This window comes from Pseudooceanicola endophyticus (assembly GCF_018760365.1).
Lineage (GTDB): Bacteria > Pseudomonadota > Alphaproteobacteria > Rhodobacterales > Rhodobacteraceae > Pseudooceanicola > Pseudooceanicola endophyticus.
This window is the reverse complement of the sequence record NZ_JAHIAB010000001.1, coordinates 526,059-540,527: the sequence shown is the minus strand read 5'-3', so window position 1 is coordinate 540,527 and position 14,469 is coordinate 526,059. Positions and strand designations below refer to the sequence as shown.

Annotated in this window: 22 protein-coding genes; 12 read left to right on the top strand and 10 right to left on the bottom strand. The window is 66.8% G+C overall.

Annotation, left to right across the window (positions count from 1 at the left end):
• The first annotated feature begins 32 nt into the window (after positions 1-32).
• Positions 33-1,442: an MATE family efflux transporter gene (locus KM176_RS02625; RefSeq protein ID WP_236045135.1), complete on the top strand. Its 1,410-nt coding sequence runs from the start codon at positions 33-35 to the stop codon at positions 1,440-1,442.
• On the opposite strand, the gene KM176_RS02620 is transcribed toward KM176_RS02625, so the two are convergent.
• Both KM176_RS02620 and KM176_RS02615 read right to left on the bottom strand, forming a co-directional pair.
• On the bottom strand, positions 1,439-1,873 hold the full coding sequence (locus KM176_RS02620; RefSeq protein WP_160892385.1) for a hypothetical protein: 435 nt from the start codon (positions 1,871-1,873) through the stop codon (positions 1,439-1,441). The genes KM176_RS02625 and KM176_RS02620 overlap by 4 nt on opposite strands.
• 24 nt (positions 1,874-1,897) lie before the next feature.
• Positions 1,898-3,100: a pyridoxal phosphate-dependent aminotransferase gene (locus KM176_RS02615; protein WP_160892384.1), complete on the bottom strand. Its 1,203-nt coding sequence runs from the start codon at positions 3,098-3,100 to the stop codon at positions 1,898-1,900.
• A 94-nt stretch (positions 3,101-3,194) separates the two neighbouring features.
• Between KM176_RS02615 and KM176_RS02610 the strand changes: the two genes are divergently transcribed.
• The 3 genes from KM176_RS02610 (at position 3,195) to KM176_RS02600 (ending at position 4,506) form a co-directional block, all read left to right on the top strand.
• Positions 3,195-3,587, top strand: a complete 393-nt coding sequence (locus KM176_RS02610; RefSeq protein WP_160892383.1) for a helix-turn-helix domain-containing protein — start codon at positions 3,195-3,197, stop codon at positions 3,585-3,587.
• Positions 3,584-3,868 carry a succinate dehydrogenase assembly factor 2 gene (locus tag KM176_RS02605; protein ID WP_160892382.1) on the top strand — a complete coding sequence of 95 codons (285 nt, stop codon included), beginning with the start codon at positions 3,584-3,586 and terminating at the stop codon, positions 3,866-3,868. Before KM176_RS02610 ends, KM176_RS02605 begins: the two co-directional genes overlap by 4 nt.
• A 137-nt stretch (positions 3,869-4,005) precedes the next feature.
• On the top strand, positions 4,006-4,506 hold the full coding sequence (locus KM176_RS02600) for a MarR family winged helix-turn-helix transcriptional regulator (RefSeq protein WP_160892381.1): 501 nt from the start codon (positions 4,006-4,008) through the stop codon (positions 4,504-4,506).
• On the opposite strand, the gene KM176_RS02595 is transcribed toward KM176_RS02600, so the two are convergent.
• From KM176_RS02595 to KM176_RS02585, 3 genes are read right to left on the bottom strand one after another with little or no spacing between them, the layout of a single operon-like run.
• Positions 4,500-5,222 (bottom strand): DUF1194 domain-containing protein, encoded by a 723-nt coding sequence (locus KM176_RS02595; RefSeq protein WP_160892380.1) that lies wholly within the window; start codon positions 5,220-5,222, stop codon positions 4,500-4,502. The genes KM176_RS02600 and KM176_RS02595 overlap by 7 nt on opposite strands.
• Complete coding sequence (locus KM176_RS02590) at positions 5,219-5,962, bottom strand: DUF1194 domain-containing protein (RefSeq protein ID WP_236045134.1); 744 nt, start codon at positions 5,960-5,962, stop codon at positions 5,219-5,221. The genes KM176_RS02595 and KM176_RS02590 overlap by 4 nt, the downstream gene beginning before the upstream one ends.
• On the bottom strand, positions 5,956-6,384 hold the full coding sequence (locus KM176_RS02585; protein WP_160892379.1) for a VOC family protein: 429 nt from the start codon (positions 6,382-6,384) through the stop codon (positions 5,956-5,958). Before KM176_RS02585 ends, KM176_RS02590 begins: the two co-directional genes overlap by 7 nt.
• 198 nt (positions 6,385-6,582) lie before the next feature.
• Here KM176_RS02585 and thyX point away from each other — a divergent pair, with 198 nt between their 5' ends.
• The 4 genes from thyX to KM176_RS02565 all read left to right on the top strand — a co-directional run bounded on the left by thyX (position 6,583) and on the right by KM176_RS02565 (position 9,446).
• Positions 6,583-7,488, top strand: coding sequence for an FAD-dependent thymidylate synthase (gene thyX, locus KM176_RS02580; RefSeq protein ID WP_160892378.1), 906 nt, complete (start codon positions 6,583-6,585; stop codon positions 7,486-7,488).
• A 59-nt stretch (positions 7,489-7,547) separates the two neighbouring features.
• A complete protein-coding gene (locus KM176_RS02575) occupies positions 7,548-8,600 on the top strand; it encodes a type I restriction endonuclease (RefSeq protein WP_160892377.1) in 1,053 nt (350 codons plus the stop codon).
• Between the two features lie 83 nt (positions 8,601-8,683).
• Positions 8,684-9,085 (top strand): DUF2177 family protein, encoded by a 402-nt coding sequence (locus KM176_RS02570; RefSeq protein WP_160892376.1) that lies wholly within the window; start codon positions 8,684-8,686, stop codon positions 9,083-9,085.
• A gap of 70 nt (positions 9,086-9,155) precedes the next feature.
• Positions 9,156-9,446 (top strand): hypothetical protein, encoded by a 291-nt coding sequence (locus KM176_RS02565; protein WP_160892375.1) that lies wholly within the window; start codon positions 9,156-9,158, stop codon positions 9,444-9,446.
• A gap of 83 nt (positions 9,447-9,529) precedes the next feature.
• Here the strand turns inward: KM176_RS02565 and KM176_RS02560 are convergent, their stop codons facing one another.
• Positions 9,530-9,736, bottom strand: a complete 207-nt coding sequence (locus KM176_RS02560; protein WP_097145690.1) for a cold-shock protein — start codon at positions 9,734-9,736, stop codon at positions 9,530-9,532.
• A 194-nt stretch (positions 9,737-9,930) separates the two neighbouring features.
• Between KM176_RS02560 and KM176_RS02555 the strand changes: the two genes are divergently transcribed.
• Together KM176_RS02555 and KM176_RS02550 are read left to right on the top strand one after the other, a co-directional pair.
• Positions 9,931-10,245 carry an arsenate reductase family protein gene (locus KM176_RS02555; protein ID WP_160892374.1) on the top strand — a complete coding sequence of 105 codons (315 nt, stop codon included), beginning with the start codon at positions 9,931-9,933 and terminating at the stop codon, positions 10,243-10,245.
• 12 nt (positions 10,246-10,257) lie between these two features.
• A complete protein-coding gene (locus KM176_RS02550; RefSeq protein ID WP_160892373.1) occupies positions 10,258-10,626 on the top strand; it encodes a hypothetical protein in 369 nt (122 codons plus the stop codon).
• Here KM176_RS02550 and KM176_RS02545 read toward each other — a convergent pair.
• Genes KM176_RS02545 through KM176_RS02530 form a run of 4 tightly spaced genes read right to left on the bottom strand, consistent with a single transcriptional unit; the run spans position 10,577 to position 13,080 of the window.
• Complete coding sequence (locus KM176_RS02545; RefSeq protein ID WP_160892372.1) at positions 10,577-11,128, bottom strand: DoxX family membrane protein; 552 nt, start codon at positions 11,126-11,128, stop codon at positions 10,577-10,579. The two genes, KM176_RS02550 and KM176_RS02545, sit on opposite strands and share 50 nt — an antisense overlap.
• Entirely contained in the window at positions 11,125-11,871 is a 747-nt protein-coding gene (locus KM176_RS02540; protein WP_160892370.1) for an HvfC/BufC N-terminal domain-containing protein, read from the bottom strand. Before KM176_RS02540 ends, KM176_RS02545 begins: the two co-directional genes overlap by 4 nt.
• Positions 11,868-12,716: an MNIO family bufferin maturase gene (bufB, locus tag KM176_RS02535; RefSeq protein ID WP_160892368.1), complete on the bottom strand. Its 849-nt coding sequence runs from the start codon at positions 12,714-12,716 to the stop codon at positions 11,868-11,870. Before bufB ends, KM176_RS02540 begins: the two co-directional genes overlap by 4 nt.
• Positions 12,717-12,771: 55 nt before the next feature.
• Entirely contained in the window at positions 12,772-13,080 is a 309-nt protein-coding gene (locus tag KM176_RS02530; RefSeq protein WP_160892366.1) for a BufA1 family periplasmic bufferin-type metallophore, read from the bottom strand.
• Between the two features lie 161 nt (positions 13,081-13,241).
• Between KM176_RS02530 and KM176_RS02525 the strand changes: the two genes are divergently transcribed.
• Positions 13,242-13,805, top strand: a complete 564-nt coding sequence (locus KM176_RS02525) for a sigma-70 family RNA polymerase sigma factor (protein ID WP_160892364.1) — start codon at positions 13,242-13,244, stop codon at positions 13,803-13,805.
• Entirely contained in the window at positions 13,798-14,448 is a 651-nt protein-coding gene (locus KM176_RS02520) for an NrsF family protein (protein WP_236045133.1), read from the top strand. The genes KM176_RS02525 and KM176_RS02520 overlap by 8 nt, the downstream gene beginning before the upstream one ends.
• The last annotated feature ends 21 nt before the right edge of the window (positions 14,449-14,469 follow it).

Sequence of the window (14,469 nt, the reverse complement as noted above, 5' to 3'; positions counted from 1 at the left end):
CCGCGCAGTATGGCCGGGCCATGATCCCTCGCATGACATATCGCCAGCACCTGAGCGCCATCCTGATCCTTGGGCTGCCGCTGGCCGGTTCGCAGCTTGCGCAGATGTCGCTGAGCCTTGTCGATGCGGTCATGCTGGGGTGGTATGATACCACGACTTTCGCCGCCGAGACGCTGGGCGGGTCCTTCTTCATGGTGCTGTTCCTGGCCTGCACGGGCTTTGCCGCCGCGCTGACGCCGCTGGTTTCGGCCGCCGAGGGGCGGGGGGAACACACCACCGCGCGCCGCGTCACCCGGATGAGCCTGTGGCTGTCGCTGCTGGCCGGGGCCGGCTGCCTGCCGATCCTGCTGAATGCCGAGCCGATCTTCCTGCTGCTGGGCCAGAAGCCCGAGATCGCCCATCTGGCCGGCCAGTACCTGAGCATCCTGTCCTGGGGGATCTTCCCGGGGCTGGCCACCATGGTGCTGCGCAGCCACCTGGCCGCGCTGGAGCGCACCCGGGTGGTGCTGGTGGCGATGCTGGTGGCGGTTCTGGTCAACGGGGCGGGCAATTACCTGCTGATCTTCGGTCATTTCGGCTTTCCCGAGATGGGCATCAGGGGGGCCGCGCTGGCCTCGTTGCTGATGCACTGCGCCACCACGGTCTTTCTGGTGATCTACATCCAGAAGACCCTGCCTGAACACGAGCTGTTCGTGCGCATCTGGCGCCCCGACTGGGAGGCCTTCGGAGAGGTGTTCCGCCTGGGCTGGCCGATCGGGCTGACCCTGGTGGCCGAGGTCGGGCTGTTCTCGGCCACCTCGGTGATGATGGGCTGGGTGGGGGAAACCGCGCTGGTGGCCCATGGCATCGCGCTGCAGATCACCTCTTTCACCTTCATGGTGCATCTGGGCCTCAGCCAGGCGGCGGCGGTGCGCGCGGGCCGGGCGCATGGGCGCGGCACGATGACGGACCTGCGCCGCGGCGCCTCCATGGCGCTGGTGATGTCGGTGCTGATGGTGGCGGTGACGGTGGTGGTGCTGGTCGCCTTCCCCGCAGAGCTGATCGGCCTGTTCCTGGACCCCGACAACCCCGAGCGGGCCGAGGTCATCGCCGTGGGGCGCGTGCTGCTGCTGGCTTCGGCGGCGTTCCAGCTGGCCGATGCCATGCAGGTCATGGCGCTGGGGCTGCTGCGCGGGCTGCACGACACGCAGCGTCCGATGCTTTATGCCGGCTTCAGCTACTGGGGGGTGGCGGTGCCCTGTTCCTATGTCTTCGGCATCGTGCTGGGCTGGGGCGGTGTGGGCATCTGGCTGGGTCTGGCCCTGGGGCTGGCGCTGGCCGCCTTCCTGATGATGCGCCGCCTCTGGCGGGTGGTCATTCCCCGCATCACCGCCGAGGTCTATGCCCGCATCGGCTTCAACCAGATGATCACCGACAAGCAGGGCGCGCGGCAGGCCAGCTAGGCCGGGTTTCCTTCGGGGGGCGGGTCGCCGCGCTGGGCCAGAAGCTGATCGGCCCGGCGTCGCACCAGCACCATGCGCAGGTCATGCATGGCCAGCAGCAGGGCATCGGCGACCTCGTCCAGGGCGGCATCGCTGGCACGGGCCTGGGCCCATTGCGCGGTCAGGTTCAGGTGGTCGATGGTGCGGTGGATATCGTCGATCTCGCGCCGCGCGAGCAGCGCGCCACGCTGTCCCATCCAGTCGGTGATCGCGGCCCGGTCGGAGTCGGAAAGCGCCCGCTCCCCATGGGCCTTGATCGTGCCGTTCTTCAGGTTCACTGTGGCGATCTGTTCCATCGCGATGCGGCGCTGGCGGTCTACCGTGTCGACACGGTAGACGAAGGCGCCATTGTCGCGAATGCGAAAGTAGTAGGGTGGCAGGGTGTCAGACATGGGGGCCCTCCTGGGCCCCCGGTCTTACTTCAAACCCTTGCAGAATTCCTGAATCCGCTTGCAGGCTTCCTCGAGGATGGCCTCGGAGGTCGCGTAGGAGATCCGGAAATAGGGCGACAGGCCGAAGGCCTCGCCGAAGACCACGGCCACGTTGCCTTCTTCCAGAAGGGCGGTGGCGAAGGTCGCGTCGCTGTCGATCACGGTGCCGGCGGCGCTGGTCTTGCCGATCAGCCCGGCGATCGAGGGATAGACGTAGAAGGCGCCATCGGGCACCGGGCAGGTCACGCCCTCGATCTCGTTCAGCATCGAGACGACCAGATCGCGACGGCGCACGAAAAGCTCGTTGTTGGGGGCGATGTAGTCCTGGGTGCCGTTCAGCGCCTCGACCGAAGCCCATTGCGAGATCGTGCAGGGGTTCGAGGTCGACTGCGACTGGATCTTGCGCATCGCGGCGATCAGGTTTTCCGGACCCGCGGCATAGCCGATCCGCCAGCCGGTCATCGCATAGGCCTTCGACACGCCGTTGACCGTCAGGGTGCGGTCGTAAAGCGCCGGTTCGACCTGCGCCGGGGTGCAGAACTTGAAGTCGCCGTAGGCCAGGTGCTCGTACATGTCATCCGACAGGATGTAGACATGGGGATGGCGCAGCAGCACGTCGGTCAGCGCCTTCAGCTGGTCCCAGCTGTAACCGGCACCGGTCGGGTTCGAGGGGCTGTTGAAGATCAGCCACTTGGTCTTCGGCGTGATCGCCGCCTCGAGCATTTCGGGCGTCAGGCGGAAGCCGGTTTCGATGCCGGCCTCGACGGTGACGGGGGTGCCGCCTGCCAGCAGAACCATGTCGGGGTAGCTGACCCAGTAGGGGGCGGGCACGATGACTTCGTCGCCGGGGTTCAGCGTGGCCATCAGCGCGTTGTAAAGAACCTGCTTGCCGCCGGTGCCGACCGAGACCTGGCTGGGCTTGTAGGTCAGGCCGTTGTCGCGGGCAAACTTGGCGCAGATCGCCTGCTTCAGCTCGGGCATACCGTCGGGGGCGGTGTATTTCGTCTTGCCCGCCTCGATCGCGGCGATCGCCGCGGCCTTGATGTTGTCGGGGGTGTCGAAGTCGGGTTCGCCGGCGCTCAGGCCGATGACGTCACGGCCCTGGGCCTTCAGCTCCTGCGCCTTGGTGGTCATCATGATCGTCGGAGAGGGTTTCACACGGGCCAGCGTGTCAGAGAGGAAAGCCATGGGACGGGGTCCTTGGTTTGTCATTTCACGCGCTCCGTCTTAGGCTTGGGATCAAGGCCCCGCAAGGCGGATCGGAACCACAGGAGAATTGCCCATGTCGGATGACTGGTACAGCGCCGAAAGCGCCACCTTCGGAGACCGGATCGAGGCCGCGCGCCTGGCTGCCGGCATGACCCAGGGCCAGCTGGCGAAACGGCTGGGCGTCAAGCTGGGCACCCTGCGCGGCTGGGAGGAGGACCTGGCCGAACCCCGCGCCAACAAGCTGCAGATGCTCTCGGGGCTGCTGGGGGTGTCGCTGCCCTGGCTGCTGACCGGAGAGGGCGAGGGGGTCGCGGCCCCGGACGAGGCCGCCGCCAGCCCCGATCCCGGCCTGCTGGCCGCGCTGAACGAAATGCGCGAGATCCGCACCCAGATGACTGGCATGGCGGACCGGCTGGCGCTATTGGAGAAACGTCTGAGAAGCGCCCTCAAGGAGCCAGCAGAATGAGCGAACCCATCCCCTCCGGCGAAGCCCGCAACGTCCGCCTGAAGCGGCTTCACATGCGGTCCATGCGCCGCGGCATCAAGGAGATGGACATCATCCTGATGCGCTTCTCCGCCATCGAGCTGGAAAAGCTGAGCGACGCCGAGCTGGACGAATACGACGCGGTGCTGTCGCAGAACGATCAGGACCTCTATCAGTGGGTTTCGGGGCAGATGCCGGCGCCGGCGCCGCTGGCCCCGATGATCGCCCGCATCGCCCGGGTCAGCGACGAGGCCATGGGCTGAGGCCCGGGCAACGATACGGCTCCGTCCGTGCCGGCGGGGCCGTTAACCACGCGGCCGATCTATCCATTTGGAATTAACCTGATTTTCGGGAATTTGCTTCAATTCTCCGGTCCGAGACCTGTTGGACGGAGAAGGTTATGAGCATTCAGAGGGCCATCGGTGCCAAGGCTGCACCGGAAGACTTCATGGCGGGGTACCTCGATGCGCTGGCGCTGGTCGAACGGCTGCACAGGCTGCTGCTGGACGTCATCAAGGACGAATTCGAACGTGTCGGCGTGCTGGAGATCAACGCGGTCCAGGCCCTGCTGCTGTTCAATATCGGCGAGAACGAGGTGACCGCCGGGGAACTGAAGTCACGCGGCTACTACCAGGGCAGCAATGTCAGCTACAACCTGAAGAAGCTGGTCGAGATGGGCTACATGCACCACGAACGCTGCGAGATCGACCGCCGTTCGGTCCGGGTCCGGCTGACCCCCCGCGGGCGCGAGATCCGCGCGGTGGTGGCAGGCCTCTTTGCGCGCCACTCCGAAGGCCTGCAGGAGCGCAAGGTGCTGGATCTGGCAGGGCTGGAAGAGGTGACGGTGATGCTGCGCCGGGTCGAACGGTTCTGGAGCGACCAGATCCGCTACATCTACTGAAGCGTGCCCGCCCGATCCGGGGCGTTCAGCGCCAGCGGCGTGCCCTCCAGCTCGTGCAGAAGCTTGCGGACCATGGCGGCCTCGTAGCTGCCGAACCCCGCCGCAGGTTCCACGAAGGCATCGGCGCCGCGCAGCACGTAGGCGCGGAAATACGCGGTCAGATCGGAGAGGCTGCCGTTGCGCACCGCGCGTTCGGCCGCATCGGGGCCGATCACCAGGGCATTCACGGTGATATCCGCCATCCCGACGGTGCGCGGATGCGGCCCGGCATTCTGGATGCCATCCCCTGACAGGTCCAGCACCCGCCGCCAGCAGTCCTGTTTGGCCAGCGTCGCCGCGCCGAAGGCCATTGCCGAGCCAAGTGCGGTCGAAGGGCTGCGCCGTTGCTGCACTTTGCCCCGCAGCCGGTCGCGCAGCGCGTCGATGTCGGGATCTCCCGCGATCTCGCTCCAGGGGGCCAGGATCCGCTGGTCCGTGGGGCCGGCCCATTCGTAGACCATCAGCCGCACCGGCGCCGAGGGGATCTGGCGCAGCGCGTCGCGGACCTGGGGATTGTCCAGCGCTGCCGCCAGCCCATCCAGCTGCTGGCGGTATTCCCCGGCATCGACCGAGCCCGAGACATCCAGTCCCAGGGCCAGGGCGGTGCGACAGCTGGCGAGGGCGGGCAGGGGCCAGGGCAGCAGCAGCGCCAGCAGCAGCCAGGGCCCACGCCTCATCCGGCGTCTTCCGGTTGCGGCTGCGGCGCCCCGGGCAGGGCGCCCAGCTGCATGTCGTTGGTTTCCCGGAACAGCTTCAGCGTCATGGCGCGCAGGAAATCGTCGAACCCGTCGGCGATCTGCACGAAGGCACCGGGGCCGTGGCGGATCTCGTTCTGGTAGAAGTCCAGAACGCCGCGATCGGGGCCAAGGATTGCCAGCCCGTTCACCGTCACGTCCTGGAAGGGGAAGTTGGCATAGGCGAGGCTGGGCAGGAAGCCTTCGTTGTTGACGCCATCGCCCGAGACGTCGATCACCTTGCGCAGGCAGGGCGGGGCGTCCTGCATCATCCCGGCGCCAAAGCCCAGCCCGTAGCCGGCGGCGGTGGGAAAGCCCACATGGACCCGCTGGGTCCGCGCCAGGGTGGCGACGGCGGCATCCAGCGCGGCGGCGCTGTCGATCATGATCCAGGGCAGGATCACCGCCTGCTGCTGCCGCCCGCTCCATTCATAGGCCGCAAGCGCAACCGGCCCGCTGCCCTCAAGGATCGCCCGGCGCACGTCCGGGTCCGACAGGGCGGCGGCGGTGCCATCGCGTTGCAGCCGGTATTCGCGCGCATCGACCGAAGCCGAGACATCCATCGCCAGCAGCAGCGCCAGCCGGCAGGTCTGGTCCTGGGCGCGCGCAGCCGACGCGCCCAGTCCGAGGGAGGCCACCCCCGTCAGCGCCAGCAGGGCGCTGCGGAGGCGGGCCCTTACCAATGCCCCGTATTTTCCATGCTGGCCCAGGGCTCCTGCGGCGCCAGCGCCGGCCCGTCCTGCAGCAGCTCGACCGAGATATTGTCGGGTGAGCGCACGAAGGCCATGTTGCCGTCGCGGGGCGGGCGGTTGATCGTCACGCCCGCATCCATCAGCTTCTGGCACATCTCGTAGATATTGCCGACCGAATAGGCGAGGTGGCCGAAGTGGCGGCTGTCCGCGGGCAGCCCCTCGTCGCCATCCCAGTTCCAGGTCAGTTCCACCGGGCATTCGGGCTGGCCTTCGGGGGCCATGAAGACCAGCGTGAACCGCCCGCCCTCGTTCTCGACCCGGCGGGTCTCCTTCAGGCCCAGCAGTTCGTAAAAGGCCATGGAGGCGTCCAGGTCCTTGACCCGGACCATCGTGTGCAGGTAGCGCACCTTCATCTTGCGTCCTTCCGTCCGTCGCGGGCAGGGCCCGCCTTGGGAAAGAGGGTAGCAGCCCCGCGCCACTTGTCGATCCCCTTCGTGCGGGTCCGGGCCGCAGACCGGGGGTGACGTCCCTGTTGATACCATTTATAGGGGTCGTAAAAGCCGCATCACCAACATGCGGTAGTGCCCGTGCAGATTCGAAAGGATGAGACCATGCCCCTGTCGCCCGAACAAGAGGCCGAGATCGCCGAGCTGCGCTCGGCGCCCCAGCAGACCCTGCGTGCCACCGTTCCGGGGATGGAGGCGCATCTCTACAAGGCCTATCCGGTGCTCGACCACGGTTTCGTGCGGGTCATCGACTACATGGGCGACGATGCGGCGATCTGCCAGGCGGCGCGGGTCTCCTACGGGCGCGGCACCAAGTCGGTGCAGAACGACGAAGGGCTGATCCGCTACCTGATGCGGCACTGGCACTCGACCCCGTTCGAGATGTGCGAGCTGAAGCTGCATGTGAAGCTGCCGGTCTTCGTGGCGCGCCAGTGGATCCGCCACCGCACCGCCAACGTGAACGAATATTCCGCCCGCTACTCGATCCTGGACCGGGAGTTCTACATTCCCGCCCCCGAGAACCTGGCCGCGCAATCGGTGATCAACAACCAGGGCCGTGGCGAGGCGCTGACCGGAGAGGAAGCCGCCCGGGTCCTGGAATACCTCAAGGCCGACAGTGCGCGGGCCTATGATCATTATGCCGAGATGATCTCGGACGAGGGGCAGCAGGGTCTGGCGCGCGAGCTGGCGCGGATGAACCTGCCGGCGAACATCTACACCCAGTGGTACTGGAAGGTGGATCTGCACAACCTGCTGCATTTCCTGCGCCTGCGCGCCGACGCCCATGCGCAATACGAGATCCGCGTCTATGCGGAGGCCATGTGCAAGCTGGTCGCCGACTGGGTGCCCTTCGCCTACAAGGCCTTCGAGGATTACCGCCTGGGCGCGGTGACGATGTCGGCGCAGATGGTCGATTGCCTGAAAAGAATGCTTGCAGGCGAAGAGGTCACCGAAGAGAATTGCGGCATGAGCAAACGCGAATGGCGCGAGTTTCAGGGCGTGATCTCCTGATCGGAATTTCTTGACACGGACCGTTCCCTTTCACCTCATGGTAGAAAAGGGGGACGGTTATGTCGAATATGGAAGCTTCGATTCAGGCGCTGGCAAAGCGCGTTGAAGATTATTCGGAAACGATTCAGACGGAGGAGGCAGTGAAGACCTCCGTCATTCTGCCCTTTCTCCAATCCCTCGGGTATGATGTCTTCAATCCCGCGGAGGTTGTCCCCGAGTTCACGGCCGATGCGGTCGGGAAAAAGGGAGAGAAGGTCGACTACGCAATCATGAAGGACGGAGAGGTCTCCATCCTGATCGAATGCAAGGGGCTGAGTACCCAGCTGAACGAAAAGCACCTTGCCCAGCTGTTCCGCTACTTCACTGTGACAAAGGCCCGGTTCGCGATCCTGACCAACGGGCGGGAATACCGCTTCTACTCGGATCTTGAAGAGGCGAACAAGCTCGACCGCAGACCCTTCTTCATCTTTGACCTTCTGGACTATGCACCGGCGTCCATTTCCGAACTGGCCAAGTTCTCCAGGGCGGATTTCGATGTAGAGAACATCCTCGCGCAGGCCGAACGCCTGAAATACGTCTCTGCGGTCAAAAAGGTTCTGGAAACCTGGGTCGAAACCCCCTCCGAAGGGCTGGTCAAATTGATCGGAGCCGAGGTCTATGATGGACGCTCTAGCGCGGCGGTGCGGGAAATGCTCTCCAACGCCATTACGGCGGCCTTTCGCGATCTGGTGCGTGATCGTATCCGGCAAAAGCTTTCCAACGCTTTCGAAGATGCTCCGGCCCCTTCGGAGATTCCCGCGAATACGATCCCTGCCGAAAAGGATGACGGCGTCGTGACGACGGAAGAGGAAATCGAGGGCTGGCTTCTGATCAAGGCCCTGCTGCGGGGGTCCGTTGAAAGCAACAGGATTTTCATGCGGGATGCCAAGAGCTATTGCGCGATCCTGCTCGACGACAACAATCGCAAGCCTCTGGCGCGCCTCCATTTCAACAGGTCCAAGAAGTACATCGGTCTTTTCGACGGTGAGGCGGAGGAGCGGATGGAGATCGGGACGCTGGATGACATGTTCGAATTCCGGGACCGGATCCTGAGTACTGTCTCCAAGTACTGAGTTTCCGTGGGCTTGGTGGGAACGGGCGACTGATCCATTCCCCACCCCTGCACGTATCCTCTTCGACCAGTCCCGGAGGCCCCATGCAGACGCTCACCCTTTACCTCGTCACGGCCGTGATCTTCCTCGGCCTCGATGCCGTGATGCTCAAGACCGTCATGCGCCCGCTGTTCGAGACGCGCCTTGCCGGGCAGTTGCTTGAGGATCCGCGCATGGGTCCGGCGGCGGTGTTCTACCTGTTCTATGTCGGCGCCGTGCTGTGGTTCGTCTCTCTGCCGGCGCTCGATCATGGCAACCTTGTGCGCACCTTCCTGTCGGGGGCGCTGCTGGGGGCCATGGCCTACGGGACCTACGAATTCACCAACTTTGCCACCCTGCGCGCCTGGTCGCCCCTGATGGTGGCCGTCGACCTCAGCTGGGGCACGGTGCTGACCGGCCTGTCCGCCACGGCGGGCGTCGCCGTGGTGCAGAAGATCTGGGGCTGAGCCCACGGGCGTCGCAAAACCGTCACGAAGCTGTTACACTCCCTCCGGTGCCGCACCGGAGGGTTTTGCCGTGGTCCGACTTGCCGTTCCGCTTCTGCTGATCGGTCTGCCCGCGCAGGCTGCCACCCCGCTGGCCGAGGTGCTTTGCGACAGCACGCCGCGGCTGGAACAGCGGCTGAGCCAGCGCATGGGCGCGACCCGGGCGGCCCTCGGCCTTCAGGGGCCCGAACAGGTGATGGAGGTCTGGACCGATGCGCGCGGTCACTGGAGCCTGGTGGTCGCCTATGCCGGCGGCACCTCCTGCATCGTCGCCATGGGGGAGGGCTGGCAGGATCTCGGGCCGCCCCGCGACCCGGCCTGACATGTGCCCAAGGAAAACCCGGAAACATCCGTTCCCGGGTCGGATCTGTCATTTCGAAATGTCTTGGGGATCAGATCGGACTGTCAGAGAAGTTTCAGATCGCCCGCCATCTTGCGGCCATCGCGCCCCTCGGTCAGCTCGTAGCCGACTTTCTGGTTGTCCGCGAGGCCGGTCAGCCCCGAACGCTCTACCGCGGAGATGTGGACGAAAACGTCCTTGCCGCCCTCCTCGGGTTCGATGAACCCGTAGCCCTTCGTCGTATTGAACCATTTTACGGTGCCTACAGGCATTCCGTCTCTCCTCTTGCCGTTCCCACCCCGCAAACGGGGCATTTGCTACACGGCGCCCTGGTTCCGAAAAATCGGTACGTAAACACCCTGCGACCCTTTCAGGATTGCATCGCTACTGTAAAAAGCAAGCAAAACACGTTTCATGCTGCACCACAGCACAGCATTTGAGCGATTTGCCACGAAAGGGTACACCCATGCTTCTCTACGGGATCAAGACCTGTGACACCTGCCGCAAGGCTCTGAAGGCGCTGCCGAATGCAGAGCTTGTCGATATCCGGAACGCCGGTCTTCCTGAGGATCTGCTGCGCCGCGCCGCCGAAACCTTCGGCAGCGCATTGATGAATACGCGCTCCACCACCTGGCGCGGCCTGTCCGAGGAAGAGCGCGGCCGCGACATGCTGGCGCTGCTGCGCGATCATCCGCTGTTGATGAAGCGGCCCCTTATCGAGGACGGGGCGGCGCTCTATCTGGGATGGGGTAAGGATGTGCAGGCCGCCCTGGCGGCCTGAGAAGGAGAGGCCATGCGCAACGCTGCAATGATACTGGGGCTGATCGGCGGGGTCATGGCGCTGGTCGTGGGACTGGCGGCCTATGGGTACACCGCCGCGATCTCGACCTGGGGCGAGGTCGACGGCCTGTTCATGCAGGTGGCCGATCCGGACAGGGTGCGGCTGACCGGCCTTCTGGTGCCGATCGTGGCGATTGCCGGGGCGGGCATGGCGCGCGCCCGGGCGCTCTGGGGCGGGCTGCTGATGCTGATCGGCGCGGTGGGCTTCTACCTGGGCTACGGCGTGAACTTCTTCACCCTTTTCCCCATCGCCTTCATCGCCGCCGCCGGCATCATGGCGGTGCTGGCCGGGCGCCCGGACGAGGAGAAGGCGCACTTCTGAACAGCAGCTGGTCCAGCGCCAGCGCGCCGCCGCCACGCAGGGCCGGTACGGCCAGCAGAAACACCCAGAGCGCGCGCTGGTCCAGCAAAGCATCCGGCGCGCGGTCGAACCACTGGCCCGGGACGCCGGGCTGGGCGATCAGCCCGTGGCCATAGAGATCCGTCAGGGTCTGAACCACGATGAAGCCGATCATCGCCAGCGCGGCGGGCCGGGTCAGCAGACCCATAAGCAGCAGCGCGGGCAGGGCGAACTCGGCCCAGGTGCCGGCCAGCACGACCAGATGCGACACCAGCGACAGCTTGTCGGGATCGTAACCCGCTGCCTCGAAGGCGCGGGGGAAGATCTGCGCATAGGCTCCGGCAGAGGGGGTGAACGGCCCGCTGCCGATCTTGGTCAGGGCCGAGTTCCAGTAGTAGGGCAGCAGGATCGCGACAAAGAGCAACCGCGCCAGCAGCGGCAGCAGGGGCGAGAGGCGGGCCAGCGGGGCGGTCGGATCGGTCATTGCGGGATCTCCAGCGTGCAGAGGGCGCGCTGGGCCAGAAGCAGGGCCAGCAGGGCGCTCAGGTCGAAGGCGGGGGCCTCCGTGCGTGCCTGCTCCAGCGCTTCGGCGGCGCTACGGCCCTCCAGACAGGCCTGAAGGAAGGCGGCGGCGCCGGGGGACAGGGCATGGCAGGCAGGGTCGAAATGCGCCCGGGTGATCAGCAGGTCCTGTGCCTGCGCTCCGGGCGGCGGGCCGTCCTGATGCGCGAGGCGCCAGATGTCGTGCAGCGGCCAGTTGGAACGCAGCACCTGCACCGCCGGGGCCAGGATCAGCACGGCCCGGCCAAGGTCGGTCTGGCTCAGCAGGCCAAGGGCTTCGGGGGGGATCGGATCGGCATCGGCGGCGTGGTAGGCGCGCCGCAACGCCAGGTCCAGCCGCGCGGCATCGGCGAGGTAGGGCAGGGTGGCGAGCGGCGCGAAACCGTCGAGGAAGGCGGGCAGCTCCGTGCCGTAGGTCAGCAGCACCGGCGAGGTCGGGGGATGGCCCTGCACGAAGGCCCGGGCCAGCTGTGCCATGTTGCGCGGCCCCAGCAGCGCCAGCAGAGTCGGAAAGCCGGTGACGATGGCCTCGCGCAGCGAGACGGCGATATTGTTGCGATAGACGGCAAAGCGGCGCGTGGCAGGCCCGCCCCGGCCATCGTGCAGCCCGGACGGCAGGACGCCCTCGGGGTCGCGCAGGGCGCTCAGAAGTGTGCCCTCACTCATCGCACCGCCTCCAGCGCAAGGGCCGCGCGGGCGGCCTCGGCGCGCAGCTCGGGCCAGTCGGGCACATCGGTGTCCCATTCGATCAGCAGCGGTTTCGGCCCGGTCAGGGACAGCACGTGATCCAGCAGCGCCCAGACCGGATCGGCCACCGGCGCGCCGTGGCTGTCGATCAGCAGCGGGCGGCCCTGATCGTCGCTGTCGCTGTCATGGCCGCCCAGATGCAGCTCTCCGACGGCGCCAAGGGGCAGGGCGTCGATATAGGCGCGCGGTTCGAACCCAAGGTTGACGGCGGAAACGAAGACATTGTTCACGTCCAGCAGCAGCCCGCAGCCGGTGCGCTGCACGACCTCGCCCAGGAAGGCGGTCTCGGGCATCTCGCTTTCGGTGAAGGCCAGGTAGGAGGAGGGGTTCTCAAGCAGCATCTGGCGGCCAAGCGCCTGCTGCACCTGATCGACATGGGCGCAGACGCGTGCCAGCGTGCGCGCCGTGTAGGGCAGCGGCAGCAGGTCGTTCAGGAAGGCGCCGCCATGGCTTGACCAGGCCAGGTGTTCGGAGAAGCGCGCGGCGGGCAGGTGATCGACCAGCCCGCGCAACCGGTCCAGGTGGGCGTGCTCCAGCGGCCCCTCACCGCCGATCGACAGGCCGACCCCGTGGACCGAAACCGGAAAGCGCGCGGCCAGCGCCTGCAATTGCGCCAGCGGCCGGCCTCCGGCGCCCATGTAGTTCTCGGCATGGACCTCAAGCCAGGCGACGGGGCCGGGATCGGCCATCAGGGCCTCGTAATGCTGCGGCTTGAAGCCGACGCCGGGACGCGCGGGCAGGGCGGGGGCGGTGCGGTCGAACATGGGATCTCCTCCTTCCGGGAAAGGGGGGCGCGGTGTCCGCCCCCCCCGGGGCGCGTCAGCCTTCCATCGGCAGGTCACGTTCCAGCGCGGTAAGCGACCCCATGCGTGCCATGCCGTCCTTCCCCGCCGGCAGGGAGATCTGCGTGCACTTGCCCTCTTCGACGAAGCTCCAGGCATTGCCCTGGTAATCGACCTTCGAGGTGCCGGCGCAGGTGGTGCCGGGGCCGGCGGCGCAGTCGTTCTTGCCGGCCATGGCGACGCCAAAGCATTTTTCCTGCCCTGCGGCAGCGGCGGGAACAGCCTGGGCGGCGAAGGCGGCGGCAAGGGCGGTGGCCAGCGTCAGGGCGGTGGTCTTGGTGGTCATTCGGGTATCCTCCGTTGGCGGGCGCCGTCGTGGCGGCCCGATATTCCCCTCTTCGTACCGGGGGGCGGCATCGTTACGCGGTTCACGGATTGGTGATTGATTTGGGAAAAATCGTCGAAAGGCTGTAACGTTTCCCGGTGCCCGTCCGAAGGGAGAGACAGATGACGGACAGGAACATGCATTGGGGAGAACTGTTGCGCCGCGCCCGCCGCGGCGATGGTGCGGCCTATGCGCGCTTCCTGAGCGAGGTGACGCCGGCGATCCGGACCGTCGTGCGGGCCCGCGCCCGTGGCGACGAGGCCGCGGTCGAGGATATCGTGCAGGAGGTGCTTCTGGGGCTGCATGCCAAGCGCCACACCTGGAACGAGGACGCGCCGGTGACCCCCTGGCTATATGCCATTGCCCGCTACAAGGCGGCGGATGCGCTGCGGGCGCGGCGGCTGCGGCGGACCGATCCGCTGGAGGATCACGCCGAGGGGCTGGTGGACGACACCCTGGGCGACCCGACCGCCGCGCGCGATCTGGGCCGCCTGCTGGAGGGGATCGACACCCGCTCGGCCGGCATCGTCCGATCGCTGGGGGTCGAGGGCGAGAGCGCCGGAGAGGTCGGCGCCCGGCTGGGGCTGAGCGAGGGGGCGGTGCGCGTGGCCTATCACCGCGCGATGACGCGGCTGCGCCGGATCGCGCGCGGTCCCGAAGCAAAGCCCGAAGCGAAGGATGACTGAGATGGACACCGAAGAGCTGATTGCCCGCCTGGCGCAGGATCCCGCGCCCGCCCCCGATGCCGGGGTCGAGACGCGCTTTCTGCCCTTCCTGCTGGTCGGGTTGCTGGTCAGCGTGGCGCTTTACTTTGCCGCGCTGGGGCCGCGTCCGGGGCTGCTGGAGGCGCTGAAAACCCCGCTGGTGGTTGCCAAGACGCTGCTGCCGGCGGTGCTGGCGGGGCTGGCGCTGGTGCTGGCGCGGCGCTCGGCCCGACCGGGGCGGCGCCCGGGCCTGCCGGCGCGGCTGATCTGGGCGGTGCCGCTGGCGGCGCTGGCGCTGTTCGGGCTGGCCTTCGCGCAAACCCCGGCGGACATGCGTCTGGGCTATTTCCTGGGCCATTCGATCCAGCTTTGCATGCCGGCCATCGCCACCCTGTCGCTGCCGGTCACGGCGGGGCTGATCCTGGCGCTGCGCCGGGGGGCGCCGGTGCGCCCGGTGCGCACCGGCGCGCTGGCGGGGCTGGCGGCGGGGGCGCTGGCGACGGTGGTCTATTCGACCTTCTGCACCGAGGATTCGCCGCTGTTCTACAGCGTCTGGTATTCCGGCGGGATCGCCCTTGGCGCCGGGATCGGGGCCCTGGCGGGGGCGAAATGGCTGCGCTGGTAGGCAGATCACGCGGGCGTGATG

What these genes read in the sequence shown, in the direction of transcription:
- KM176_RS02620 (WP_160892385.1), bottom strand. Translation starts at nt 1,873, where the DNA reads ATGTCTGACACCCTGCCACCCTACTACTTTCGCATTCGCGACAATGGC.
- KM176_RS02615 (WP_160892384.1), bottom strand. Translation starts at nt 3,100, where the DNA reads ATGGCTTTCCTCTCTGACACGCTGGCCCGTGTGAAACCCTCTCCGACG.
- thyX (WP_160892378.1), top strand. Translation starts at nt 6,583, where the DNA reads ATGCCCCTGTCGCCCGAACAAGAGGCCGAGATCGCCGAGCTGCGCTCG.
- KM176_RS02525 (WP_160892364.1), top strand. Translation starts at nt 13,242, where the DNA reads ATGACGGACAGGAACATGCATTGGGGAGAACTGTTGCGCCGCGCCCGC.
- KM176_RS02585 (WP_160892379.1), bottom strand. Translation starts at nt 6,384, where the DNA reads ATGAAGGTGCGCTACCTGCACACGATGGTCCGGGTCAAGGACCTGGAC.
- KM176_RS02540 (WP_160892370.1), bottom strand. Translation starts at nt 11,871, where the DNA reads ATGAGTGAGGGCACACTTCTGAGCGCCCTGCGCGACCCCGAGGGCGTC.
- KM176_RS02560 (WP_097145690.1), bottom strand. Translation starts at nt 9,736, where the DNA reads ATGCCTGTAGGCACCGTAAAATGGTTCAATACGACGAAGGGCTACGGG.
- KM176_RS02575 (WP_160892377.1), top strand. Translation starts at nt 7,548, where the DNA reads ATGTCGAATATGGAAGCTTCGATTCAGGCGCTGGCAAAGCGCGTTGAA.
- KM176_RS02600 (WP_160892381.1), top strand. Translation starts at nt 4,006, where the DNA reads ATGAGCATTCAGAGGGCCATCGGTGCCAAGGCTGCACCGGAAGACTTC.
- KM176_RS02545 (WP_160892372.1), bottom strand. Translation starts at nt 11,128, where the DNA reads ATGACCGATCCGACCGCCCCGCTGGCCCGCCTCTCGCCCCTGCTGCCG.
- KM176_RS02555 (WP_160892374.1), top strand. Translation starts at nt 9,931, where the DNA reads ATGCTTCTCTACGGGATCAAGACCTGTGACACCTGCCGCAAGGCTCTG.
- KM176_RS02550 (WP_160892373.1), top strand. Translation starts at nt 10,258, where the DNA reads ATGCGCAACGCTGCAATGATACTGGGGCTGATCGGCGGGGTCATGGCG.
- KM176_RS02605 (WP_160892382.1), top strand. Translation starts at nt 3,584, where the DNA reads ATGAGCGAACCCATCCCCTCCGGCGAAGCCCGCAACGTCCGCCTGAAG.
- bufB (WP_160892368.1), bottom strand. Translation starts at nt 12,716, where the DNA reads ATGTTCGACCGCACCGCCCCCGCCCTGCCCGCGCGTCCCGGCGTCGGC.
- KM176_RS02625 (WP_236045135.1), top strand. Translation starts at nt 33, where the DNA reads ATGACATATCGCCAGCACCTGAGCGCCATCCTGATCCTTGGGCTGCCG.
- KM176_RS02520 (WP_236045133.1), top strand. Translation starts at nt 13,798, where the DNA reads ATGACTGAGATGGACACCGAAGAGCTGATTGCCCGCCTGGCGCAGGAT.
- KM176_RS02530 (WP_160892366.1), bottom strand. Translation starts at nt 13,080, where the DNA reads ATGACCACCAAGACCACCGCCCTGACGCTGGCCACCGCCCTTGCCGCC.
- KM176_RS02610 (WP_160892383.1), top strand. Translation starts at nt 3,195, where the DNA reads ATGTCGGATGACTGGTACAGCGCCGAAAGCGCCACCTTCGGAGACCGG.
- KM176_RS02595 (WP_160892380.1), bottom strand. Translation starts at nt 5,222, where the DNA reads ATGAGGCGTGGGCCCTGGCTGCTGCTGGCGCTGCTGCTGCCCTGGCCC.
- KM176_RS02570 (WP_160892376.1), top strand. Translation starts at nt 8,684, where the DNA reads ATGCAGACGCTCACCCTTTACCTCGTCACGGCCGTGATCTTCCTCGGC.